20 protein-coding genes are annotated in these 25,709 nt (G+C 35.8%); 15 read left to right on the top strand and 5 right to left on the bottom strand.

What is annotated here, in order from left to right:
* Positions 1–5: 5 nt before the first annotated feature.
* The 3 genes from ELS83_RS01100 to ELS83_RS01090 form a co-directional block, all read right to left on the bottom strand.
* Positions 6–947: a pyridoxal-phosphate dependent enzyme gene (locus ELS83_RS01100; RefSeq protein WP_171593650.1), complete on the bottom strand. Its 942-nt coding sequence runs from the start codon at positions 945–947 to the stop codon at positions 6–8.
* Between the two features lie 75 nt (positions 948–1,022).
* A complete protein-coding gene (hemL, locus tag ELS83_RS01095; protein ID WP_171593649.1) occupies positions 1,023–2,315 on the bottom strand; it encodes a glutamate-1-semialdehyde 2,1-aminomutase in 1,293 nt (430 codons plus the stop codon).
* 11 nt (positions 2,316–2,326) lie between these two features.
* The gene (locus ELS83_RS01090; RefSeq protein WP_171593648.1) at positions 2,327–3,034 is read right to left on the bottom strand and encodes a uroporphyrinogen-III synthase; all 708 of its coding nucleotides are present in this window, start codon (positions 3,032–3,034) and stop codon (positions 2,327–2,329) included.
* Positions 3,035–3,349: 315 nt separating this feature from the next.
* Between ELS83_RS01090 and ELS83_RS01085 the strand changes: the two genes are divergently transcribed.
* From ELS83_RS01085 to ELS83_RS01065, 5 genes are all read left to right on the top strand, one after another.
* Entirely contained in the window at positions 3,350–5,545 is a 2,196-nt protein-coding gene (locus ELS83_RS01085; RefSeq protein ID WP_171593647.1) for a RelA/SpoT family protein, read from the top strand.
* A 222-nt stretch (positions 5,546–5,767) separates the two neighbouring features.
* Positions 5,768–7,549, top strand: coding sequence for a DNA polymerase III subunit gamma/tau (locus ELS83_RS01080; RefSeq protein WP_171593646.1), 1,782 nt, complete (start codon positions 5,768–5,770; stop codon positions 7,547–7,549).
* A gap of 237 nt (positions 7,550–7,786) precedes the next feature.
* The gene (locus tag ELS83_RS01075; protein WP_171593645.1) at positions 7,787–10,012 is read left to right on the top strand and encodes an NADP-dependent isocitrate dehydrogenase; all 2,226 of its coding nucleotides are present in this window, start codon (positions 7,787–7,789) and stop codon (positions 10,010–10,012) included.
* Between the two features lie 212 nt (positions 10,013–10,224).
* A complete protein-coding gene (locus ELS83_RS01070) occupies positions 10,225–10,965 on the top strand; it encodes a hemerythrin domain-containing protein (RefSeq protein WP_171593644.1) in 741 nt (246 codons plus the stop codon).
* Entirely contained in the window at positions 10,955–11,560 is a 606-nt protein-coding gene (locus ELS83_RS01065) for a response regulator transcription factor (RefSeq protein WP_171593643.1), read from the top strand. Before ELS83_RS01070 ends, ELS83_RS01065 begins: the two co-directional genes overlap by 11 nt.
* A 61-nt stretch (positions 11,561–11,621) precedes the next feature.
* On the opposite strand, the gene ELS83_RS01060 is transcribed toward ELS83_RS01065, so the two are convergent.
* Both ELS83_RS01060 and ELS83_RS01055 read right to left on the bottom strand, forming a co-directional pair.
* Positions 11,622–13,973 (bottom strand): TonB-dependent receptor, encoded by a 2,352-nt coding sequence (locus ELS83_RS01060; RefSeq protein ID WP_171593642.1) that lies wholly within the window; start codon positions 13,971–13,973, stop codon positions 11,622–11,624.
* Positions 13,974–14,154: 181 nt separating this feature from the next.
* Positions 14,155–14,493, bottom strand: a complete 339-nt coding sequence (locus ELS83_RS01055) for a hypothetical protein (RefSeq protein ID WP_171593641.1) — start codon at positions 14,491–14,493, stop codon at positions 14,155–14,157.
* A 276-nt stretch (positions 14,494–14,769) separates the two neighbouring features.
* Between ELS83_RS01055 and ELS83_RS01050 the strand changes: the two genes are divergently transcribed.
* From ELS83_RS01050 to ELS83_RS01005, 10 genes are all read left to right on the top strand, one after another.
* On the top strand, positions 14,770–14,910 hold the full coding sequence (locus ELS83_RS01050) for a hypothetical protein (protein WP_171593640.1): 141 nt from the start codon (positions 14,770–14,772) through the stop codon (positions 14,908–14,910).
* A gap of 356 nt (positions 14,911–15,266) precedes the next feature.
* Entirely contained in the window at positions 15,267–18,020 is a 2,754-nt protein-coding gene (locus ELS83_RS01045; protein WP_171593639.1) for a TonB-dependent receptor, read from the top strand.
* Positions 18,021–18,031: 11 nt separating this feature from the next.
* Positions 18,032–19,270 (top strand): DUF4876 domain-containing protein, encoded by a 1,239-nt coding sequence (locus ELS83_RS01040; RefSeq protein ID WP_171593638.1) that lies wholly within the window; start codon positions 18,032–18,034, stop codon positions 19,268–19,270.
* An 81-nt stretch (positions 19,271–19,351) separates the two neighbouring features.
* Positions 19,352–20,869, top strand: a complete 1,518-nt coding sequence (locus tag ELS83_RS01035; protein WP_171593637.1) for a DUF6850 family outer membrane beta-barrel protein — start codon at positions 19,352–19,354, stop codon at positions 20,867–20,869.
* A 10-nt stretch (positions 20,870–20,879) separates the two neighbouring features.
* Positions 20,880–21,767: an ABC transporter ATP-binding protein gene (locus ELS83_RS01030; RefSeq protein WP_171593636.1), complete on the top strand. Its 888-nt coding sequence runs from the start codon at positions 20,880–20,882 to the stop codon at positions 21,765–21,767.
* Positions 21,768–21,771: 4 nt separating this feature from the next.
* A complete protein-coding gene (locus tag ELS83_RS01025) occupies positions 21,772–22,443 on the top strand; it encodes a hypothetical protein (protein WP_171593635.1) in 672 nt (223 codons plus the stop codon).
* Positions 22,444–22,462: 19 nt separating this feature from the next.
* Positions 22,463–23,677 (top strand): DUF4857 domain-containing protein, encoded by a 1,215-nt coding sequence (locus tag ELS83_RS01020; RefSeq protein WP_171593634.1) that lies wholly within the window; start codon positions 22,463–22,465, stop codon positions 23,675–23,677.
* 12 nt (positions 23,678–23,689) lie between these two features.
* Positions 23,690–24,202 carry a hypothetical protein gene (locus ELS83_RS01015; protein ID WP_171593633.1) on the top strand — a complete coding sequence of 171 codons (513 nt, stop codon included), beginning with the start codon at positions 23,690–23,692 and terminating at the stop codon, positions 24,200–24,202.
* Complete coding sequence (locus tag ELS83_RS01010; RefSeq protein WP_171593632.1) at positions 24,186–24,740, top strand: PepSY-associated TM helix domain-containing protein; 555 nt, start codon at positions 24,186–24,188, stop codon at positions 24,738–24,740. Before ELS83_RS01015 ends, ELS83_RS01010 begins: the two co-directional genes overlap by 17 nt.
* A gap of 183 nt (positions 24,741–24,923) precedes the next feature.
* Entirely contained in the window at positions 24,924–25,421 is a 498-nt protein-coding gene (locus ELS83_RS01005) for a flavodoxin (protein ID WP_171593631.1), read from the top strand.
* The last annotated feature ends 288 nt before the right edge of the window (positions 25,422–25,709 follow it).

The following is a 25,709-nucleotide window of genomic DNA, read 5'->3' as shown; positions in this document are numbered from 1 at the left end:
TTAGATTAAAAAGGCAATTTACTTAGCTGTACATTTCCACCAGAAAGAATCACACCAATTTTCTGATTTTGGTACTTCTCCTTCTCTTTGATGAGCGCTGCAAGAGCGACTGCACTCGATGGCTCCACAACAAGCTTCATTCGCTCGTAAATCAGACGCATTGCACTTATGATTTCCTCTTCTTCAACTCTTAGGATATCTTCAACATAATCTCTGATAATGGGAAATGTTTTATCGCCAAGAGAGGTTAGCAGACCATCGGCAATGGTATTGGGATTGGTTTGAGGTACAATTTCACCCTTCTGAAAGGATTGCCATGCATCGTCGGCACCCATGGGTTCACCAGCAATTACTTTTGTGTTTGGAGAAAAATGTTTCGCTGCCAAAGCTGTACCCGATAGTAAACCTCCACCACCAACAGGAGCAAAAATGCAATCTAAATCTGCATAATCTTCTATCAGTTCCATAGCAGCTGTTCCTTGCCCTTGAATCACATAATAATCGTTGTAAGGGTGAAGAAAAACGGCCCCGGTTTTATTGACTACTTCGTTTAGGGTAGTTTCCCTGGCTTGCAAGTTGGGTTCACACTCTATCACTTCACCGCCATAGCCTTTAACGGCAGCCTTTTTAATTTCTGGTGCATTGGAAGGCATTACCACATAGGCTTTAATGCCCTGAAGTTTTGCTGCCAGAGCCAGGGCTTGTGCAAAATTACCTGAAGAATGTGTGGCCACACCAAACTCTTTTTCTGTATTCGAAAGTTGTAGAATTGCGTTGGTGGCACCTCGCATTTTAAAAGCACCCATTTTCTGAAAATTTTCACACTTAAAGTAGATTTCAGTGCCAACAATTTCATTGATTAAGCTGGATGTAAAAACAGGTGTTCTGTGGATGTAATCGCTTATTCTTTCATGTGTATCCAGTAAATGTTGCTTTGTAATGATCATTGTGCCGGGGAGTTTGGTTAGTTTATACTAAAGCTGTTTCTAGAGAGTCTCGCAAATACGAGACTCTCAAATTGTTTATTTCATAGCTTCTAAAGATTCTTTAGCTGCTTGAATTGTTTTGTCTAACATTTCGTAAGTCAGAGAATTTGATAGGAAATAACTTTCGAATGATGATGGAGGAAGATAAATACCTCTTTTCAACATTTCGTGGAAGAATTGAGGAAATTTTTCATTATTTGCTGTTGCTGCCGTATCAAAATCAAGCACATCAACATCGGTAAAGAAAACACTAATCATCGAACCACAACGGTTAATTTTATAGTCGAATCCCGATTCTGCCAATACTTTATCAAGTCCTTTGTGAAGGTATTCCGTCTTTTCCTCCAGTTCGGTAAAATATTGTGGGTTTTCATTCAAATCTTTTAGTAAAGTGTATCCTGCAATCATTGCAATAGGATTACCTGAAAGAGTACCTGCCTGGTAAACCGGACCAAGTGGTGAAACTACTTTCATGATTTCATCCGGACCAGCGTATGCTCCTACAGGCATACCACCGCCAATTACTTTACCAAAAGTAACCAGGTCGGCTTTAATGCCAAGATACTCCTGTGCGCCACCTCTTGCCAAACGGAATCCATTCATTACCTCGTCGAAAATTAACAGAATGCCTTCCTGGTCGCAAAGTGTTCTAAGCTCCTCCATAAAACCTTTTTTAGGAAGAACGCACCCCATGTTTCCTGCAATTGGTTCAATAATAATGGCCGCAATTTCATCTTTATTTTCAGCAACCAACTGTTTTACATTGTCGATATCGTTGTATCTCGCCGTAAGCGTATCGTTTGCAGTTCCTGGAGTTACACCAGGAGAATTTGGTACTCCAAAGGTACTTGCTCCACTACCTGCTTTAATCAGGAAAGAATCGGCATGACCATGATAACAGCCTTCAAACTTGATGAATTTGTTGCGCCCGGTATAACCTCTGGCAACACGAATGGCACTCATACAAGCCTCTGTACCTGAATTCACCATTCTCACCTTATCGATGTTAGGAACCATTTCAACAATCAATTTGGCAATATCAATTTCCAGTTCAGTTGGAGCACCAAATGAGGTTGAATCTTCCACTTTTTCTTTTATGGCCTCAATTACTTTTGGATAAGCATGACCAAGAATCATTGGTCCCCAGGAAGAAATGTAATCGATATACTCATTTCCGTCGGCATCGGTTAAAATGCTTCCTTTTGCTTTCTCTATAAATACAGGTGTTCCACCTACCGATTTAAAAGCTCTAACAGGCGAATTTACCCCACCTGGTATGTATTTATTGGCTTCATCGAATAGTTCCGAACTTCTTTTGTATTGATACATAGTGTATGGTTTTAAATATTTAAATATTCGTTACAAATTTCAAGCATAGAATAAATATTGGTCTTTTCAGACATAGCCACATTTTCGCTATAATCCAGAAGCTTAACGGCCGTTGTGTTACCAATGGCAATGCATGGAATTTCTTCTTTTAACTGATATTTTGAGAAGAAACTAAGCACTGCACTTGGACTGCAAAAACAGACAGCATCAAAATCAAGATGATCCAGATCGGGTTGAATGAGATTGGTTTTGTAGCATTCCACTTCGCGATAATGGATGTCATTTTCCAGGAAAAAATTGCTAATGGTTTTTCGGCGCATATTTCCCGAAAAGTAAAAGTAAGATGTGTTTGCTGATTCATTTGCCAATCGATCTACTAACGAGAGGGCATTATGGCTATCAGGAACAATTACTTCGAAATTGTAGTTTCGTAATGTTTCTGCCGTTTTTTCTCCTACAGCGAAGCATTTCCTATCGGTAAAATCCGACAGGTTGGCGAGAGAATCAACGAGACTTTGTACAGCATTTTTGCTGGTGAAAATCCAGGATGCATTTCGATCTTGTTCAATTGCTCTAATTTCTTCATCATGCAAATGCTTTATCTCTATCTCTATAAAAGGATAATCTTCTATAGATAATCCCAGTTTTTTACCGAAATCGTAGTGCTTATCGGAAAGCTGTCGGGTGAAGAGTATTTTCTGCAATTTGCCAGAGTTCATTTGCTGTTTATTCTTATGCTGAGCTAACAAATTTAAGAAATCCGTGCAGTTTTTTATACTCAATTTGCAAGAATTTAGCAATGAATTGATAATGAGATGAGCACACTAGTTTAATTATTTTTTCGTAAATTCTATATTGCTTTAAATACGTTAAAAAGTATTAATCTTCTTGTCTGTTTTTAATAGCTTTTATACTTTTATTGAGCTTTAAAAAGCTGAAGGAATAATAAATTCTTAATAAACAGAAGCAGGACTTAAATCGAATTTTTAGTTGCATGCCGTTATGTGTAAATCTCTTGATGAAGTGAGAAAGTTATGACAGAATTAAATAGGGAAGAAGAAGAAAGAAGGCAAATATTACAAAGGTATAAACACCTACTTAAGACCTGTAAAAATATTGTGACCAGGGCAGATATCAAACTGGTACGAAAAGCATTTGACTTAAGCCTCCAAGACCACGAAGGAGAAAGAAGAAGTAATGGCGACCCTGCCATTTACCGATCCTTATCGGTGGCTCAAATCGTAGTGGAAGAACTTGGTTTGGGACGTACATCGGTAATTTGTGCTCTTCTTTATGATATCGTTCAAAAAGAACATGTTAATATCGATGAAATTACAGAACTATTTGGTCCTAAAGTATCGCAAATCATTTCAGGACTGGTAAAAGTAACCAGTGTATACAATCAAAACCTTACCCAGCATACCGAGAATTTTAGAAAGCTCTTGCTCAGTTTCGCCGATGATGTACGAGTTGTGTTAATCATCCTGGCCGATCGACTGTTCCACTTGAGAAATATGGAGCACAAGTCGAAGAAAGAACAAACAGCATTGGCCAAAGAAATAGAATTCTTGTATATCCCATTGGCACACCGTTTAGGAATGTACAATGTAAAATCGGATATGGAAGATTTGGCCCTGCGTTACCTTCAACCCGATATTTACTTTGAAATTGTTCAGAAACTGAAAGATTCGGAAGAAGAACGTGAGAAGTTCATTCATGATTTTGTAGATCCAATTAAAAATGAGTTGGACCAACTCGGTTTAAAATACAAGATTAAGGCAAGAACAAAAACCATTGCTTCTATTTTGAATAAAATGAAAAAGAAGCAGGTTGAGTTCGAAGAGGTTTATGACATCTTTGCGATCCGAATTATCCTGAAAGCTTCGGCTAAGAAGGAGAAGTCGGAATGCTGGAAAGTGTATTCTGCTGTGAGTGATTTATACAGGCCAAATCCGGAGCGCTTGCGCGATTGGATTACCATTCCAAAATCCAATGGATATGAATCTTTGCACACAACTGTCTTAGGTCAGGATAACAGGTGGGTAGAGGTGCAGATTCGTTCCAAGCGAATGAACAGAATTGCAGAGCAGGGTTTTGCTGCTCACTGGAAATACAAGGGAGGAAAAGGTGAAGGAGGTCTTGATAATTGGCTGCAGGATATTCGAGAAGTGCTTGAAAGCCAAGAGAGTGATTCTATTGACTTAATTGATAAGTTTAAGGCGGATTTATACAATAAGGAAATTTATGTATTTACACCTAAAGGCGATTTAAAACAGTTGCCATTGGGAGCTACCTTACTTGATTTTGCCTATTCGATACATTCCGATTTGGGAGGGAAATGTATTGGCGGTACGGTGAACCAAAGAAATGTTTCCATTCGACAGGAGTTGAAAAATGGTGACCAGGTTGCCATAACCACTTCCAATACTCAGAAACCAAAATCGGACTGGTTAAACTTTGTGGTAACGACAAAGGCTAAGAACAAAATTCGCCAGTCGATGAAAGAGGAGATGCTTAAGGAAGCCGATTTGGGTAAAGAGACCTTAAAGCGTCGAATGAAGAACTGGAAGATTGAATTTTGCGATGAAAATATCCGTAAGTTAATGAGCGAATACAAATACAAACTTGCTGTGGATTTGTATTATGGTATTGCCACCGAATTGCACGATTTATCGGAAATAAAAGAGATTTTAACCAGAGAAGAAGTAGTTGAGGAAAAGGCTCCGGAAGACATGCCGGATTATACATCCAGAACCAAACAGACTGCTGGTGAGGATGTGTTGATTGTGGATCAGAACATTGCCAATGTGGATTATACACTTTCGAAATGTTGTAACCCGATTTTTGGAGATGATATTTTCGGTTTTATTACCATTGGAAAAGGGATCCGTATTCACCGTGTGGGCTGTTCGAATGCAAAAGAGATGATGAGCAGGTATCCATATCGTGTGGTAAAGGCCAACTGGACAGAAAAAGGAGCTGCTTCCTACCAGGCAGTGCTTCATATTACCGGCGATGACGAATTGGGCATGGTGACCAATATCTCTGAGGTAATCAGTAAAGATTTAAGAGTACAGATGAGATCCATATCGGTAGAAACCAATGCAGGAAGTTTTGAAGGAAACCTAACTGTAGTAGTTTCAAATATTGAACACTTAAATACTTTGATGGTAAAACTACGACGCATAAAAGGTGTTCATCGTGTATCTCGTTACGATACAGTAGCATAAAATCAAACAGTAATATACAATACAAACAGAAAGACTTTCAATTGATTCGGAAGTCTTTTTTTGATGTCTTGATTGGCTAAAATATTGGCCTGTCGGACATAAGAAAATACCTGCAAAATTGCTTGTAAATTCTTCGCACTTTCGTGATGTTATATTGGTATTGATTCTGTATATTTGAAATTCGAAAAAAGAAAATCGACCTGCTAAGGTTTTATTATATATATGGAGAATTTTATTGTTTCAGCTCGTAAATATCGTCCCTCAACTTTTTCAACAGTTGTAGGTCAGGAGTCTATTACCGTAACCTTAAAGAATGCTATTAAAAACAATCATTTGGCGCACGCCTATTTGTTTTGTGGTCCGCGTGGTGTTGGTAAAACTTCCTGTGCACGAATCTTTGCAAAAACAATAAACTGTTCCAATATTAGTTCCGATTTTGAAGCATGCAACGAATGTGAATCCTGTAAGGCGTTTAACGAAAACCGTTCCTACAATATTCACGAACTGGATGCTGCTTCGAACAACTCTGTTGATGATATCCGTACACTAATTGACCAGGTAAGAATACCACCTCAAATTGGAAGTTACAGCATTTATATCATCGACGAGGTTCACATGTTATCGGCATCGGCTTTTAATGCTTTCCTGAAAACATTGGAAGAACCACCAGCACACGCAATATTTGTGTTGGCAACTACGGAGAAACATAAAATTTTACCTACAATTTTATCTCGTTGCCAGATTTTCGATTTCAGCAGAATTAAAGTTGAAGATGCAGTGAAGCATCTTAAAAACATTGCTGAGAAAGAATCGGTAAACATCGACGAAGAAGCTTTAAACGTAATTGGAATGAAAGCCGATGGTGCCATGCGCGATGCCTTATCGATTTTCGACCAGATTGTAAGCTTTTCGGGAAAAGAAATCTCTTTCGAAAATGTAATTCAGAATTTGAATGTATTGGATTACGATTACTATTTTAGAATTGTTGATGCAGCATTAGAAGGAAAAGTTACCGATGTATTGATAATGCTGAACGAGATATTCGAAAAAGGATTCGATGGTCATCACTTTATTGGAGGTTTGAGTGCCCACATACGTGATGTTTTGGTTGGAAAAGACCAGGCCACGATTCAATTGCTTGAAGTGAGCGATAGTGTCAAACAAAAATATGTCGATCAGGCCAAGAAATGTCCTGTCGATTTTCTCTACGAATCGCTCGGCATATTAAACCAATGCGATGTTGCTTATAAATCCAGTCAGAATCCACGCTTATTAATAGAGCTTAGTTTAATTCAATTGTCCCAGATAATTGAATCAAAAAAAAAAGGAACTAACCTAAAAAAAAACAGCAAGAAGCTATTAAAGATATTAGTTGAGGGCAGAAGCCTTGCTCCAACACAAAATACGCAGGCTAAAAATGGTCAGCCTGCTGCCACTGTATCAGCCACTATAAAAGAGAATGCAAATAATCAAGCTGAGAAATCAGCAAAGAAGAAGGTGGTAAATGCAGGAGTGAGTAGAAATTCATACTCACCTACCGTATCAATCAAGCAAGCATTACAAACAGGAATTCAGCGACCAAAAGTTGATTCGAAGCCAGCAGATAAAATGGATACTTCCTCGGGTGTTGCTACGAGCGAAAAGGTATTTGAATTTACCAATGTCGGGGTTTTAGGACAACTGAAAGAGTTTGCAAGAATAAAGAAAAAGGACGAGAGAATAAGAATCTCACTTTCTACCGTCGAAATCGTAATTAAGGAATCGAAGGTTCTGATTAAAACTTTTAATAATCTACAGTTGGAGGATATCAACAATCTGAAATTGGAACTTGAGAATTATTTGCGTCGAATTTTCACAAATCCAAAGGTGGAATTATTTACAAGATTGGAGCAAACGCAAAGCACAAAAAAGGTGTACAACGAGACTGATATTTTAAGAATATTATCCGAAAAAAATCCGTCTTTAGCATTGCTCAAGAAAAAATTGGCCCTCGATTTCGAGTAGAAATGCAAAATAGGTTATAAAGCATATGGAATATAGACTAAATAAGGCTCATGAATTTGTTCATGAGCCTTATTTACAGATGATTATAATTAAAGAAAAAAATCGTTAAAAAATAAGCTCTTTTAAATTGGGGAATTAAAAAAATATATATGTTTATCCCAAGTTTGAATTGTGCTTAATTCTAACGGAAGAATTAAACAGACTATTTTTAATTAAACACACAAAACAACAACCAACATGGCACAGACAGCAAAGATAATCTATACCAAGATTGATGAAGCTCCAGCCTTGGCAACCTATTCATTGTTGCCTATTATCAAAGCCTTTACTAAGACTTCAGGCATTGAAATTGAAACTAAAGACATCTCTTTAGCAGGTAGAATTATTGCTAATTTTCCTGAGAACTTAACTGATGATCAGAGAATTCCTGATTATTTGACTGAGCTGGGAAAACTATCATTAACTCCAGAGGCTAACATTATTAAGTTGCCTAACATTAGTGCTTCAATTCCTCAGTTGCAAGCTGCAATTGCTGAATTACAGGAAAAAGGATATGATATTCCTAACTATCCGGAAGAAGCTAATACTCCTGAAGAGAAAGAACTTCAAGCACGATTCGCAAAAGTATTGGGTAGTGCAGTAAATCCTGTATTACGTGAAGGAAACTCAGATCGTCGTTCTGCTGCTTCTGTAAAGAAGTTTGCTCAGAAAAACCCACACAGAATGGGTGCGTGGTCGGCAGATTCAAAAGCTCACGTGGCTCACATGTCTGAGAAAGACTTCTATGGTTCTGAAAAATCAGTAACTATTGAGAAAGATACCAATGTTCGTATCGAGTTTGTTGACAATGCAGGTAATGTAACTGTATTGAAAGAAAAAGTTGAATTGTTAGCTGGTGAAGTAGTTGACACTGCTGCAATGAATGTAAAAGCTTTACGCGCATTCTTCAAGAAAGAAATCGAAGCTGCTAAAGAAGAAGGCTTACTATGGTCTCTTCACCTAAAAGCAACTATGATGAAGATCTCTGATCCTGAAATGTTTAAGCATGCAGTAGAAGTATTCTACGAAGAAGCAATTGCTAAGCACGCTGATACAATCAAGGAATTGGGAGTAAACTTCAACAACGGTTTAGGTGATCTCTACGCAAAGATTGAGAAGTTACCAGCAGATAAAAAAGAGGCAATCGAAGCTGATATCATGGAAGTTTACAAAACTCGTCCAGATATGGCTATGGTTGATTCAGATAAAGGAATTACCAACCTACACGTACCAAACAACGTAATTATCGATGCATCGATGCCAGTTGTTGTTCGTGATGGTGGTAAAATGTGGAATCCAGCAGGACAGCTTCAGGATTGTGTGGCATTGATTCCAGACAGATCTTACGCTAGAATGTTCCAGGTTTGTTTCGATGATTGTAAGAAAAACGGTGCTTACGATGTATCTACTATGGGATCTGTATCAAACGTTGGTTTGATGGCTAAAAAAGCTGAAGAATACGGATCGCACGATAAAACTTTCTACGCACAAGGCGAAGGTACAATTCGCGTTGTAGATTTCGACGGAACTGTTGTAATGGAACAAGCAGTTGAAACTGGCGATATCTTCAGAATGTGCCAGGTGAAAGATGCTCCTATCCAGGATTGGGTAAAATTGGCAGTAAACAGAGCAAAAGCTACTGGTGCTCCTGCAATTTTCTGGTTGGATGAAAATCGTGCTCACGATGCTCAGTTAATCACTAAGGTGAACGAGTACTTGAAAGATCACGATACTGCTGGATTGGATATCCGTATCCTTGCTCCGGTTGATGCAATTACTGTTTCATTGGAAAGAATCCGTAAAGGTGAAGATACAATTTCGGTAACTGGTAACGTATTGCGTGACTACTTAACTGACTTGTTCCCAATTCTTGAGCTAGGTACTTCTTCTAAGATGTTATCTATCGTTCCATTGATGAATGGTGGTGGATTATTCGAAACTGGTGCAGGTGGATCGGCTCCTAAGCACGTTCAGCAGTTCGAAAAAGAAGGTCACTTGCGTTGGGATTCATTAGGTGAATTCCTTGCATTAGGTGTTTCTTTCGAGCACATTGCAAACAACTTTAACAACGAGCAAGCTCAGCTATTCGCTGATACTTTGGATGCTGGTGTAACCAAGTTCTTAGATGAAAGAAAGTCTCCATCACGTAAAGTGAACGAATTGGATACTCGTGGTTCTCACTTCTACCTAGGTATGTATTGGGCTGAAGCTTTGGCTGCTCAGGATAAAGATGCTGACTTGAAAGAGAAATTTGCTAAGGTTGCTGCTGACATGCAAGCGAAGGAAGAAACAATCGTTACTGAATTGAACGACGCTCAAGGTTCTGCAATGAACGTTGGAGGTTACTTCATGCCAAACGATGAAAAGGCTTCTGAAGCAATGCGTCCATCAGCTACATTAAATGCAATTGTAGACGCAATCTAATCTATTATTAGGTGATTATATATAAAAGGCCTTCCGTTTGGAAGGCCTTTTTGTTTATAAAAATCATAACATATTGGGATTTCATTCTGCATATTGATAAGTTAATTTTGTAGGAGCTGCCAGGAATCATCTATTTTTAATTGATCAGAAGATATCTTGTTGAATAACTGATTTCCTGCAACTCAAATATCAAATTAACAAAACAAATGTGAATGATAGCTTTTACAAGACATAGTAAAATGGCAGAGATCATTTTAAAAGATTATCAACTGCTTCCTGTGATTAACAGGTTTGGAATAAAGTTAGGCTTTGGCAATAAAACTGTGAATGAAATCTGCGAAGAAAAAAAAGTGAATGTGCCCTTTTTTCTTGAAATATTGAATTCTTATCACAATTCGGATTATTTTCCGGATAAACATTTTAGTGATTTTAATGCCGAGGTTATGGTTGAATACCTGACCAATACCCATACATACTATTTGAAGTCTAAAGTGCCACATATTGAGCTTTTTATTAAAAAAATGGAAGAGGAAGCTCAAGAGGAGAATTGCAGAAATATCAGTTTACTCAAAACATTTTTTGAAGAATATAAAGTTGATGTAGAGCATCATTTTAAAGAGGAGGAAAGAAGTGTTTTTCCGTATGTTCTTGATTTAGAGAGAGCATTGAGTACAAACAATTGCAGCCAGGAACTCATAAATAAAATTAAGAATGACCCGATTGAGGTATACGAACGCAATCACGAGAGTCTAGAAGTGAAACTGGCCGATTTGAAAAATCTAATTATCAGGTTTTTACCACCATTGCATTGTGAAGATGATTGTGAACACCTTTTAACAGAATTGTTTGAACTTGAGTGTGATATTGAAGATCATACTAGGATGGAAGAAAAGGTGCTTATACCAAAGGTTAAAATGTTGGAAAAAAAGGTTTTGGAGTATTATGGAAATTGAAAACAGAAAAGTTCATACTATAATTGCTTCGGAACAATATTTGGTAAGACTTGGAGTTAAAACCCTCCTAAATGTAATTGGATTGGAATCTGAAGTGCATGAGGCGGATAGCTACGACGAGTTGGAATGTATTTTGAAAGATGTACCACAGACAAATTTTCTCATTCTTTGCGAAGATATCATGCAAAAGCAAAAAATGGAATGTTTTGAAGGAGTTAAAAAATCGACATGTATGTGCCGAACCATTTTGATCGGGAAACAACAAAGTGAGAGATGTATGTTCGATTATTTTATTTCTCAAACCAGCAGCAGAAAAAGTGTTGTTGAGAAACTTCAACAATTTTTCTACGATCCTATGACCGATGATTCTCAGGACGAAGATTCGAGAGGCTTAAGTGATCGGGAAATTGATGTTCTTAAAGCAGTTGCTTTAGGATGTTCCAATAAAGAAATTGCAGATCAGTTATTTATTTCGATTAATACGGTAATTACGCATCGTAAAAATATTACCAGTAAGCTTGGGATTAAAACAATTTCAGGCTTAACGGTTTATGCTTTAATGAATAATATTATCAAACCAGAAGAAGCAATGTAAAGCTTGTGTTGTAGTAAAAAAAACCTCCTGATAAGGAGGTTTTTTTTTGTTCTACTTCATTTTATAGTAGGTTACCTATTTTAACCCCGAAGCTAATAACTCTTGGGCTTCCAGGTCCATAAATATAACCAGGGTCTCTATCGATATTTCTATCGAAGTCGTCCTGGTAAGAATTAAAAATATTTTTAATACCACCCCAGAATTTTACGCTTGCACCATTTAGTTGTGTGGTATATTCAATTTTAGTACCTACATCGAAGAAGGAAGAACTTTCTCTTAATTCTCCTGCTATAGGATCACTAATGGTATTTCCATAGTACGGAACATACATTTTTCCTGTATAGTTACCAGTTGCATTTAGACACCAGTTGCCTGCAAAATCCCAATCTACAGTAATAAATCCATAGTTATTGGGTGTTCTTAGAAAACTTTTGGTATCGAATTCCTGTGGTTTTTGATATTCGCTTCGTTGTGATGTAAAACCTGCAACGATAGAAAGATCTCTTGAAGGGAAAATGCTTAATTCAGTATTGATACCATATACTTTAGCGCCATCTTCGGCATTTGTACGTAGACGAGTTACCACATTGTTTTCATCCGGATCAGATGATTCTTTAACAAATGCATCGTTTAATTTTGTGTAAAAACCTTCCACTAGGAATCCAATTTTGGTATTTCCAATTGTGGTGTTGTAGTCCAATGAAGTCATGTAACTATGACTGGTTTCTTTCTTAAGGTCTTCACTATTTTTGTGGATTACCCTTCTTGCCTGTGATGCTTCAATATGCAAGTCTTCATCGAAAATTTGAGGTGCCCTGTAGCCTTGCGAATAGCTTACTCTAAATTGCAATTCGGGCAAGATATCGTAAAGAACATTTACTCTTGGACTAAAAACATTTCCCGATTTGTCGGAATGAGCTTGCTTGTCTGCAGCTTTGTCTTTAATGCTGTAGTGATCGAAACGACCTCCCAATGATAACTTAAGCTTCTCAAATTTGTAAGTATACTGGGCAAATAAACCTACCGTATTACTGGTTTGATCTGATATGGTAACATTATCGGTATAGATATCCTGGTCCTTATCGTAGTAACCCAATTTTTTATCATCAAGAGATGAGTGGGTATTTTCAAGACCGAAAATCAATGAAGAGTTCATGAATTTTGCATCATATTGAGCTCCTACATTATAGGTAAAATCATCGGTTTGACCATAATCAGCTAATGAACGCTCAACACCATAGTAGGATGCTCTGTCGACCTTCTGACCAGAGGCATAAAGAGATAGCTTATCTTCTTCTCTAAAGAACTGGTCGTAGGAAACTGCTGTTGTTGTTATTTTATGCTCCAATTGCTCCGCAATATCAGCCATGTGAGGCAAATAGCTTAGTTTGTTTCCTCCTCTTCGTTTTTCGTCGATGTGAAAGAAATCAACAGCTAGTTTTCCTCTGAATCCAAAGCGGTGAAAGAAGCGTGTTCCAACTGTTGTGTTGTCGATCTCGGTTAGTTCGCTAAAACCATCATTGTTGGCGTCGAATGCTTCTTTGTTGCGATAAAATCCATATACCGATAAGCCTGTTTTATAATCATCAGAAACTACCGATGCATTAAAATTTGCATTGTAATCCAATGCAGGATCATCAGCTCCGTCTACACCAACTCCAATAAGACTCGTACTTGCTCCCAGTTCGTAAGAATCAACCAAAGGATCTTTCAGTATCATATTAATGGTACCGGCAATGGCGTTGCTACCGTAAAGGGCAGAACCACCACCACGTACAACCTCTACTTTTTCAATCATGTTTGTTGGGATCAATTCCAATCCGTAAACACCAGCCAATCCGCTAAAAATAGGGCGGCTATTGATCAGGATTTGTGAATATGGCCCTTCCATACCATTCATACGTACCTGGTTGAAACCACAATTCTGACAATTGGTTTCCATTCGTAAGCCAGGACTAAAATTCAAACTTTCGCTAAGTACGGTCGACTGACTTACCGAAAACAGGGCAGGAGACAAGGAGCTTACAATTACTGGAGACTCGGTTCTTTTGCTTGCACCTTTATCGCCTGTAACCACAACCTCGTCGATACCTAATGCATCTTCTTCGATTTCAAATTTTACTTCGATGGTTTTATCAGCTTCGGTTGTAATTATTTTCTCGCTGGTTTTGTATCCCAAACCCGAAACTACAACTGTTAGTTTTCCAACTGGCAAATTTACCAATCGGTAGTGACCTGTTCCATCGGTCGATGTACCAATTGTGGTTCCTTTAATGGTTACATTCACAAAAGGAATGTGTTCGTCGTTGCAAACTACATGTCCCACGATTACTGCATCGCTATGTTTTTTCTGACCTAAAACGAATTGTGCCGAAAACAATATAACGGCAATTGCTAAAATAAAATTTTTCATAAAAAAGTGTGTGCTATCATCATAGCCCACCCATTCACTTTGATGAATGGTGAGATGATGAGATATTTTTTGTTATAAATTTTTACATACAGATTGTGCTCTGCCAATGGTTTTGACAAAACAGAATTGTTCACAATAAAATTGTGAGAATCCCGAAAAGGGAAAAAATGAAGTATGTGGCTTATTGTGGCGGAGCCCTGCCAAAATCTCTAATGCAGAGAACATTGTAATGGGATACATTTAATGTATCATTTGTTTCTCTGGCTTCATTCTTGAGAAGAAATGCTACAAACAGAGCGCCAATAAAAAACAAAACACTAATATTCTGAAGAATCTGAAGATCATTCTCGCTATGATCATGCTCGGCAGGAGGATTAGTGCTGTTATGAAATGGATGGGCGTGAACAACCATCTGTCCATCAGGCATTGAATGCCAATGTGTAAACAGAGCATTATTTACAATTAGCATACCGATAAGGCAGATGCCAATTAATGTAATGTGTTTTATGTGTTGTTGCACCAAATTCATTTCGATGTCAAATGTAATTTAAAAAGCTGGCAGTTCATAGCTTTTTATATCAACTTGCATATAGATTCTATCAATATGCGTTTAAGCAAGATGTATGACATAATTAGCCGGAGGTAATAAAGTAAAGTTAATAGCTATTTGTGGAGTATGATATCATAATAAATAATGATTCACCTGTAGTTATTTCATCAAATATGGTGATTGATAGTCAAAGTTTCTGGTATTACTTTTATCAAACAGAACCTTAACAATTTAATAGACAGAAATATGAAAATTTTATCAATCACAGATAATTCCGACAAGATTACAGTTCAATCGGTGAATGGATTGTTGTTTATCGAAGAAGATTGGATGAAAAAAGCCAGAAGCACCAAACAATCAAATTCGAATAAGCAGAAGAAAAAGTGATAGTTGTATAATTTTTAAATTAAGGCTGAAAAGCTATTAATTTAAATTTTGTTAGTTTGCGAACCTTACCAGATGTTAGCTGGTAAGGTTTTTTTGTATTCCGGCTAGTGAAGCTCTACACAAATATATTGCTGTTTTCAACAGTCTACCTGATCAAATTTACAAGCCTTTTTAAAAGTTCTCATAAGATGTTATGATTTCAGCTTGATGATATCACCAATTATGAGGATTGTGTTAAGTAAAGCTATCGCATACTTTTGTGGAAAATCCCCTATGAATTTTTTGGCTTTCTTATATCTCTGAAATCAAGCGCCATACAAGTTGTGGCGTGAACAATGTAAAATTAATATTAAACAATGAAATTCAAGATACTTTCATACTGTTTAGTTTTTGCTGTTTTATTGACTAACAAATCGATATACGCACAAGAGACGATCACTTTTAGTGGTAAAGTTATTGTTGCTGAATCTGAAATACCAGTTGAATTGGCAACTGTTGTTTTAAAGGAAGTGCATAAGTGGTCGGTTACCAATAATAATGGTGAGTTTACAATAGAAAATGTACAAGCTGGAGATTATATATTATATGTTTCCTGTTTGGGATACAAAACAATTGAACAGAAAATTACTCTTCGCTCAGGAATAAAAAACTTCCAAATAAGTATGGAAGTGGAAACACAAGGACTCAACGAAGTAACTGTAATTGCGGAAGAATCTCGAGTGAATGGAACATCATCGACCATTAAAAAAGATGCACTAAGACACTTACAGCCTTCTAGTTTTGCAGATATATTGGAATTATTGCCTGGCGGTGTTACAGTTAAAAATAAAATGACTAGCATGCAGTTGATATCATTGCGTGAACCTCTCGAAGCAAATGATTATGACTATGACTATAACACCTCCTTTGGAACTGCCTTTGTAATCGATGGACATACTTTATCAAATGATGCAGAATTACAGAATATTACCGATGGAAATGGAAGCTATATTGCAAATAGAAATACAACAGGAAAAGGGATAGATATGCGCTTGATTTCGACTGATAATATTGAATCGGTAGAAATTGTAAGAGGTATTCCATCAGTAAAATATGGAGACTTGACAAGTGGATTGGTTAATATCAAGCGTTCATACAAAGCAAAACCTTTTTATGCAAGAATAAAGTCAGATCCTGGCTCAAAATTATTTTCTGTAGGTAAAGGGATTGATTTAAATGATGATAGTCGTTTAAATATGGATTTGGACTTTTTGGATTATAAAGCGGATGCAAGGAATCCTAAGGTTAATTACAGTAGAATAACAGGATCGATACGTTTCGAATACAAAAAAGAAGCTAAGAACTCTATAACATTTCATTCAAACTTCGATTATACTGGATCTTTTGATGAGAGTAAGACAGACCCTGAAATTGATGTACAAGAGTCGGTTTATGATAGCAAATACAATAAGATTGTATTTGGATCATCACTAAACATCTCAAATAACACTTCCTCATGGTTCAAAAATCTCGATGTATTGGTAAATGCCAGTTACACCCAAAATGAAAAAAATTTAACAGAACCTGTTGCTGGAAATAGAACTCCGGTATATACAAATAGAGAAGAAGGTGAATTTTACGGCACTTATTTACCAGGTTCCTACATGGGACATTTAAAACTCGATGGTAAACCTGTTTATATATCATCTGATATTTCCAGTTATTTAGTTGCAAAGACTTTTAATTTAAATCACAATATTCTTTTAGGTGCAAATTGGAATTACAGTAAAAATTTTGGGGATGGAGAGGTATATGATGAAACCAGACCACTGTATGCTGGAGTAGGTCGACCGAGAGCATCAAAGGATATTCCTTCCATGCAAAAAATAGCAGTTTATTTCGAAGATAAAATAGTTCTGCCAATATCACTACACACCATTATATTTAAAGGTGGAGTAAGAGCAAATAGGGCACTTAATGTCAATTCAGCATACAAAATATCCGATAAATTTTATTTCGATCCACGCATTAATTTAAATTGGAAGTTACCGGAAATTAATATTTGGAATCAAGATGTAAACCTAGAGTTTATTGGGGGGTATGGTATGCACTCTAAATTTCCTGGATTGTCTCATTTGTATCCCGATGTACAATATTTTGATAAAGTACAATTGACTTATTATTCACAGAATGAAAATTTGAGACAGGTGCATTATAAAACAAAAATTGTTGATCCTGTTAATTATGAATTAGACCCAATAAGAAATGAGAAGTTTGAATTAGGCTTAAATATTAGGCTTGGTAAAATTCGTGCATATTTAAATGCATATCGCGAAGAATTAAAAAATGGATATAAGAATTTAAGTCGTGTTGCTGTAATGGATTATAAATTATATGACATTAGTTCAGGACCTCAGCCAAAAGATATAAATGAACCGCCAACGGTTGATATGTTTGAGTTTGAAGACAAGAAAGATTTCATGTTTTATAACCAAAATATCAATGGTGCCAAAGAAACAAAGCAAGGTTTCGAATATCAAATTGATTTTGGACAAATTAAAGCATTAAAATCTAGAATTTCGCTTAATGGTGCCTGGATGAAAGCTAAATACGATTTAAGTCAACCTACCTATAAAAGACCTCAGAAATATATTGATGTCGGTCTATATCCATATGTAGGTCTTTACAATTGGGACCTAGGTAAAGAATATGAACAATTTAATACCAATTTTAGGGCAGATACACATATAAAGGAATTTGGATTGATTTTTTCAACTTCAATACAATGTATGTGGTATTATAAGAATAAACGCAATCCTCATAATGGTATGCCTGATTCTTATATGGATAAATCAGGCAACTTTTTTAAGTATGATGAATCTGATACTACAGATCCTGTTCTAAGGTTTTTATACGATGAACCTAGCTCTAATGAGTTTGATACCAAAAGAACTCCAATTGGTATTGATATTAACTTAACTGTTTCCAAAGAAATAGGTGAGTATATGAAATTGTCTTTTTATGTGAATAGCATACTCGATTATCACCCTAGCTATACAACTGAAGACGGATTACATGTGAGAAGAATTTCAAATCCATATTTTGGTATGGAACTTAATATTAATCTATAATATAACTAAAAATGAAAAAGCTGATATTTGGCTTAAGCCTTTTAATGGTGGTATCGCTATTCTCTTGTAGCGATGATGATAATGAAATACCTGTATCATATTTAACAATTCAGTTAAATACTCCCGATGATATTGAAACCTCATCTTTCTATTTTGGAGATTTGACCGTTACTAATGTGAATTCGGGAGAAGAAATTGTAATGGAATTAAATGGTTTCGAATATCCTGCAATTGATCTGGAAGAGGGAATCTACAATTTTCTAATTGCTGGTGAAATTGATTATTATGCAGTTAATGCAGATGGCAACAAGACTTTAATGCACGGTGCAATAAGAGGTCTTAAAGAAAATGTAAGTATTGAAGGTGGAGAATTTGGCCTTGATATAGATTTATTTGTTTACAGTTCAAAATCTGATTTCGTAATATCTGAAATTTTCTTTGCTGATACCAAAACTCCTGAAGGAGATCCATATTTAGAAGGAGATCAGTATTTCGAATTGTATAATAACACTTCAAAAGTACTTTATGCTGATGGTCTGTGTATTGGAGAGACAGAATTTCAGACAGTTGATAAACTAGTAGATTTATCTCCTGATAACAGAAATGAATTTACACCTGTTAGAGCTGTATATAGAATACCTGGAAATGGCACAGACTATCCTGTACAACCAGGAGAATCTATTTTAATTTCTGATATAGCTATTAACCACATTTCTGATAACGCAAATTCATTTGATTTATCAGGATCAGACTTTGAGTGGTTCGATGGTGCTGATATTGATGTAGATGTTCCTGAAGTTCCTAATATGATTAAAATGGTCTCCGCTTCAACATCAGTTTGGCATCTACATAACAGAGGTTATAACTCTTATATTCTGTTTAGAATGAATGACGTAACACCTGAAGCTTTTACAAGCGATTATGCATACCATTATGACTATAAATTCGTGTTCGGAGATTTGGTTTTCGATATGGACAATGATGCATGGGAAGTTCCAAATGATGCAATTATTGATGCAGTAGGATGTAGTACTCCATCAGAGTATCAATGGAAAGCAATGTCGCCAACTTTGGATTTAACCTGGACTCATAGTGGTGATGGTGATGATACACGCTATGGTAAATCGGTAAAACGTAAAGTTAGCTATGTAGAAGCCGATGGTAGAGTTGTTTTAATGGATACCAATAATTCAGCTGTAGATTTTATCCCAACTGCGATGCCTTCTCCAGGTGTAATTGAAACTGAATAATAAAATTAATTATTAAGATCCGTGGAAATAAATTCTTCGGATCTTATTTAAATTTTGTAGAGTCTAATTGTTGTTAATATAATGCGTTCATTCATAGTAAAATATATTCTTGGTGTTGTTGTTATTATCAATTCAGCAGCCTTTGCATTTACTCAAAATAGAAATGCTAATGCCGTTGATTTTGAAAAAGAACTAATTAATAACCAGTCAGAAATTTGGAGAAATCCAGCAATGTTGAGTCATAAATACGATAAGTCTTTTTCTGATATTTCTCTCTCATTGCAAGAAAATAAATCGAATGGATTATACATTATCGAATTAGGAGACAAAAATTCTGCGATAAATTTTGATGCTTATTCGTTTAAAAAAAGAAAACAAAGCTCTGTTTTTGGGCGAGCAAAATATATAAAAAGCCATACAGAAAATATTAAATGGAATACAGTAAGTGATTATTACAGGTTATACCCGTTTATAGTTGCAGATACGATAGGAGGAAAATCTTATAAAGAGCATTATTATTTCGAAGGAATCTATAATTACGAAAGTGAAAATTATACGATTGGCATTCAAGGCAAATATAAAGCAACAGAGGAGTACCGAAAATTAGATCCCAGACCAAAGTCTACTGTTTCTGATGTAACTATTAATATTGGGGTGCTAAAAAAAATAAGCAAAAAGTATAAAATTGGTGCCAATTTTAGTTTTGCCGATTATCAGCAAGATCAGGACATAGATGTTTATAAAACAGGAGCAGGAATTAAAATATATTATTTAAGAGGGATGGGAGTAAGTGATAAAGAATTTTCTACTCCTGTTAAATCTAATGACCCCAAGTATAATACATATGAACTTAAATCTTATGAGATTGGCACTCAGTTAATTCCTGTTGACGATAAAGGTTTTTTCAGCTCTGTATCTTATCAAAAATCTGAATTGGAACTGGCTGATATTTTATACAAAATAAATCATATGAACTCCAAAACTTTGAATCTAAGTCTTGGAAGATTGTTCAAACCTAACGGAAGGTTCTTAAAACTAAAGTCATATTTTAAATATTTAAGTCAAAAAGGATTCGATCATTCTTACAAAGACTTTAAGCTTATAAATGTGACTCAAAAATATACGGCTGATAAATTTAAGTTAGGTATAGATGGTATTTTGTTTTACAAGAAAGAACACCGAAGTACTTTTTATCATTTAAATGTAAATTATTCATACTCAAACGAGGAGCGATGGATTTTAACAGGGCAAAAACCATTGCAAGAACTAAACCACTTAAATTTAAATTTAGGACTTGGGAAAAGGTTTGTTCTAAAAAAATCAAGTTTAAATCTGAAATTATTTTCATTGGCAAACTACTGTTTAAATAGCGACCTAATAACTACAAATGTAGCATCTGAGGGAGCAAACGAAGGACTCATTACTCCAAATTACAAATTCTTAAGTGCAGATAAATTGATTCTGGGAACGGATATTCGATATGATATAGGTACAAAAAAATCATACGGACTTTATACCAGATTAGAATATAATCAAATGATCATTAGCGGATCGAAATCGCAATATGGATTTAATTTGGCAATTGGATTAACACTATAAAATAACAATTATGCAACAAGCTATTGTTGAATGTAAAAATTTGACTCACTATTACGGCAAACGCTGTATTTATGAGAATTTGAATTTTGAAATTCCACAAGGTAGAATTCTGGGTTTATTGGGTAAAAATGGAACCGGAAAAACTACAACGATTAACATTTTAAATGGCTATTTAAAACCTCGTAGCGGTGAATGTTTAATGTTTGGCGAAAGCTCGGCCAATCTTTCACCAGAAACAAAAAGAAAGGTAGGATTATTGATCGAAGGCCATGTTCAGTATTCATTTATGAATATTTCGGAAATCGAAAAATTCTATTCGGCATTCTATCCGAATTGGAGAAAAGAAGCATACTACGAGTTGATGAAACTTTTAAAGATTGATCCGAAACAAAAAATTTCGAGAATGTCTTGTGGACAAAGATCGCAGGTAGCATTGGGTTTGATACTTGCTCAGGATCCTGAGCTGTTAATTCTGGACGATTTTTCGATGGGGCTTGATCCGGGTTACCGAATGCTTTTTGTTGACTATTTAAGCGAATATGCCAAAGCCGAAAATAAAACGGTATTTGTCACTTCCCATATCATACAGGATATGGAGCGTTTAATCGACGATTGTTTGATTATGGATTATGGTAGAATTGTAATGCAGAAGCCTGTAAATGAATTGTTGGAATCGTTTAAACGATACAAGTTTACTTGCTCTAATCCTGGTTATATAGATGAAATTAGCGACATCTATAACCCGGTAACCATAAAAGGAAACACCGAAGTTTACTCCTTATTAGGCAAAACTGAATTGCAGAATTTATTCGCAAAATACAATGTGTCTGCCAGTGAAATACTGGAAGAAAATTTGAGTTTGGAAGAGGCATTTATTGGATTAACAGGTAAATATTAGAGAAATGACAAATGCATTATTATTTAAAGAATGGAAAAAGACCAAATGGTTTGCAATTGGCGCTTTTGCAGTTGGACTTGCTCTTTTGGCCTATATTTTTTTAAAGTTAGGAAGATCGTTCAGACTGGTAGGATTAGAACATTTATGGGACGTAATTGTAAACAGAGATCAGTTTCTGTTTCGCGATTTAAAGTACTTTCCATTGGCAACAGGTTTCTGTTTGGCATTGGCACAATTTGTGCCTGAAATGATTCAGAAAAGAATAAAACTGAGCTTACACTTACCGCTTCCTAATAAGAAAATTGTATTCTCAATGCTGGGATTTGGACTTTTGGCTTTAACAATCATTTTTGTTTTACATGTTGCCATCGTTTTGGCATTTGCCGGAATCTATTTTCCAAAAGAGATCATTTCAAGCATCATTTATACAATATTGCCTTGGTATGTTGCTGGAATCACGGCTTATACCTTTATGTCCTGGATTTGCCTTGAACCTACCTGGAAACGTAGGATTTTTAACGCATTAATCATGTTTGGTACACTGCAATTGTGTTTTCTAACTGATTTTCCAGGAGCTTATGGCCTAATCATTCTGGCTGTTCTATTGATTCCATTTTATGTATTGCCATTCGGCTATTTTTCTGTTCAACGATTAAAAGTTGGAATACAGGATTAATTTATTCGATTTATTTGACATGAAAAATATTAAATATTTAATCATCATTTTAGGAAGTTTGCTCCTGGCCTGGTTGTTGCCAAAATCTTACCACCTGGTTACCGATATAGCATCTCCTAACATTTTTACTTACTATAGTTCTATCGATAAAGCCTTTTGCGCCATTGAGTTTGATGAAAAAGAGGGGCACTTGATTCGAAAAAACATTAAAACCAATCGAGTATATTCTGAATTGGAATTCGATAGCATTTTGCCCATGTTTTATTCAACCCAGCTATTTGCCGATGGACGAATGCCAAAAAGTATTGATGGAATAGATATCAATCCAAGAATTGTAAATTCCAAAAAATTCTTTTTTAGAGTAAAACCAGCCGATAAAAACAAACCTCACATTCCTTTGTACACTCTTTTTGAATCGATGTCGGGACGAGTAAGAATTGAAATGCCGGGCGATGTATTTCGTTTAAGGGATAAAATAGAGTTCATCAATCCGGAAACCAATGAAATTAACACAGAAAAAAGCGAGAAGTTTAACCACCACTTTGTAAAAAGAGGTTTTCAGTTTCCTGCAAAAATGGCTGCAGGTAATCCATCAACGCGAAAAGCATATGATGAAGGTTATTTTATCATCGATAACATGAATCAGATTTTTCATCTAAAAATGGTAAACAGTATGCCTTTCCTTAAAAAAGTGCCCTTGCCATCCGAAATTGTGCCGGAGTATATACTTACCATGGAACCTGATGATAGAAGCTTCTATGCTTTTGTGTTTGATGCCAATAAGAAACTACATTTAATTACTACTGATTCCTATAAGTTACAGGAAATTCCAACTCCCAATTATGATGTTGACAGAGATCAAATGATGATAATGGCCAATCCTTTGTATTGGAATGTAAATGTAGTTTCCAGCAGAGGTAAAGAGGTGATGGCGCTTCATGCAGATACAAAAGAAATTGCAGATAGAACTCTCATCGAAGGCCAGGCTGTGGGAACAAACTACAGTAAATATTTCCTGCCATTTGCAGTAGGATTTACAAGCGGAAATACAAAATATATTAAGCCAATTATACATTTTGGATCTTACCTGGTTCTGGTCACCAACTTTTTATTGGCATTGATTTTTGTATTTATTATTCGATATCGCAAACAAGAATTCCAATTCATTCCCGTAGTATGGATTGCATGTACAGGAATTTATGGATTTATAACAAGTTTAATATTTAACCGATAAAAATTAAAAGAGATGAAAAAATTGTTATTTCTATCGCTGGCAATGATCATGTTCGTTGGAAGCGCTATGGCAAATGGTAATCACTTATCAGAAAAGTCGACTAAAACTACCAGCATTGCCGAAATCCTGGAAAATGCAGAAAAGCTTGTTGGTGCGGAAGTAGAGTTTTCGGGAACCGTAAGCCATGTTTGTGCACATTCGGGACGCAGAGCATTCTTATTAGATGAAACAGGTAAATTCTCTATACGTGTTGAAGCAAAAGGTGAAATCAAAGGTTTTAATCGTGAGCTTTCGGGTATGGATATTCGTGTAAAAGGAACCGTACAAGAAAAAAGACTATCCGAAGAGTTTATTAATGAATATGAGCAAAAAGTTAAAGCGAAACAAGATGCCGAAGAGGGTGGAAAACATTGTTCGGCTGAAATGACCAACATTACCAAAATGCGTGATTGGATGAAAGAAAACAATAAAAATTTCTATTCGATCTATTTTGTAAATGGAACCTCTTATGAAATTGTGGAATAAGAAACTTTTTAACAAAAACATCAGGTCACTGCACCGGGACCTGGGATATTTATTTATTGGATTAACTTTAATTTATGCGCTTTCGGGAATATTGCTGATTCTTAAAAAAGATGAGCAGAATCCGTCCTATCGTGAAATCGTATTGGAGAAAAACACCAAAGCAAACCTAACACCTGATGAGTTAAAAACCTATTGGGAAAATGGCTTTGGCGATGCTCCAAAATTAAATCGCATTATACCTGCCGGTGAAGTATATAACCTATACGTTAAAGGTGGTTTGGGAGAGTATCATCCACATAATGGTAAGCTAAAAGTCACCACTTATAAGAAAATTCCTGTTTATAAATTTGTGAACGATATTCACTATAATTCAGGGCAAAGATTTTCTTCAATAGGCATTGTTTATGCCATTGTTTTAATCTTTTTTGCCATTTCTGGTGCCATAATGGTTAAAGGGAAAAAAGGATTTAAGAAAAGGGGAGTGTGGTTGATGATTATTGGTTTCATCATACCTGTTCTTTTGTTTTTTTGTTCTTAGTTTTAAACTAAGATTAGTTGTAATTTTGATTTTGGGCCTTCCTGTATAGGAAGGCCTTTTTGATTTTCATAACATTAAAATCATCATTTATAATGATTGATAAGTCGGGAACTGTTACTTAATTTTGAATTATTCTAAACAAAGAATAAGTCAGTTCAAGTATAACAAATAAACATATTAACAGTGAGTAAAACAGCGATTATTTACGGTTCCACTACAGGAAATACAGAAAATGCAGCAAATCAGCTTGCAGGATTATTAGAGGCAGATATTATTGATGTTTCGACCAAACCAGAAGAAGCTCTTACAAAATACGAAAACCTGATTTTCGGAACTTCTACATGGGGCGCGGGTGATTTGCAAGACGACTGGGAAGACTTTATCTCTAATGTTGAATCGGCAGATTTAAGTGGGAAAGTTGTTGCAATTTTTGGATTGGGTGATTCTTCCAGCAATCCTGACACTTTTGTAGGAGGCATGGGAAGCATTTACGAAGTAGTGAAAGATAAAGGCTGTAAAATTGTTGGTTCTGTTGAGACCGAAAGCTATGACTTTGATGAGTCAACAGCCGTGCTTGATGGAAAATTTATTGGATTGGCTCTTGATGAAGAAAATCAGGGAGATTTATCAGATGAGAGAATAACCAGATGGGTTGAACAGATTAGCAAAGACTTACACTAAGATTCAATTGATTGAAAGGTGAAAGCAATTTGCTTTCTGCAAAATCCATTATAAAAGTCAATAAGAATGTTGGAACACCAAAAAATGGTTTTAAATGCAGTAGCAGATGACCTACCCTTATTTAGAAAAGAGGTCGAAAAATCGTTACAATGGCTAAGTATTGAAGAGCAAAATGAATTGCACAATTGGATTAAATTAAATTTTAATACAAAGCACAATAAGTTAGTACTAGACGTTTATCAATCAAAATCAGTTTAGATGTTTTATTTTGACTAGTAGTCAATTGAA

The organism is Marinifilum caeruleilacunae, assembly GCF_013141825.1.
Taxonomy (GTDB): Bacteria; Bacteroidota; Bacteroidia; order Bacteroidales; family Marinifilaceae; genus Marinifilum; species Marinifilum caeruleilacunae.
Note: the sequence above shows the minus strand (reverse complement) of the source record. Positions and strands in the feature narration are given on the sequence as shown.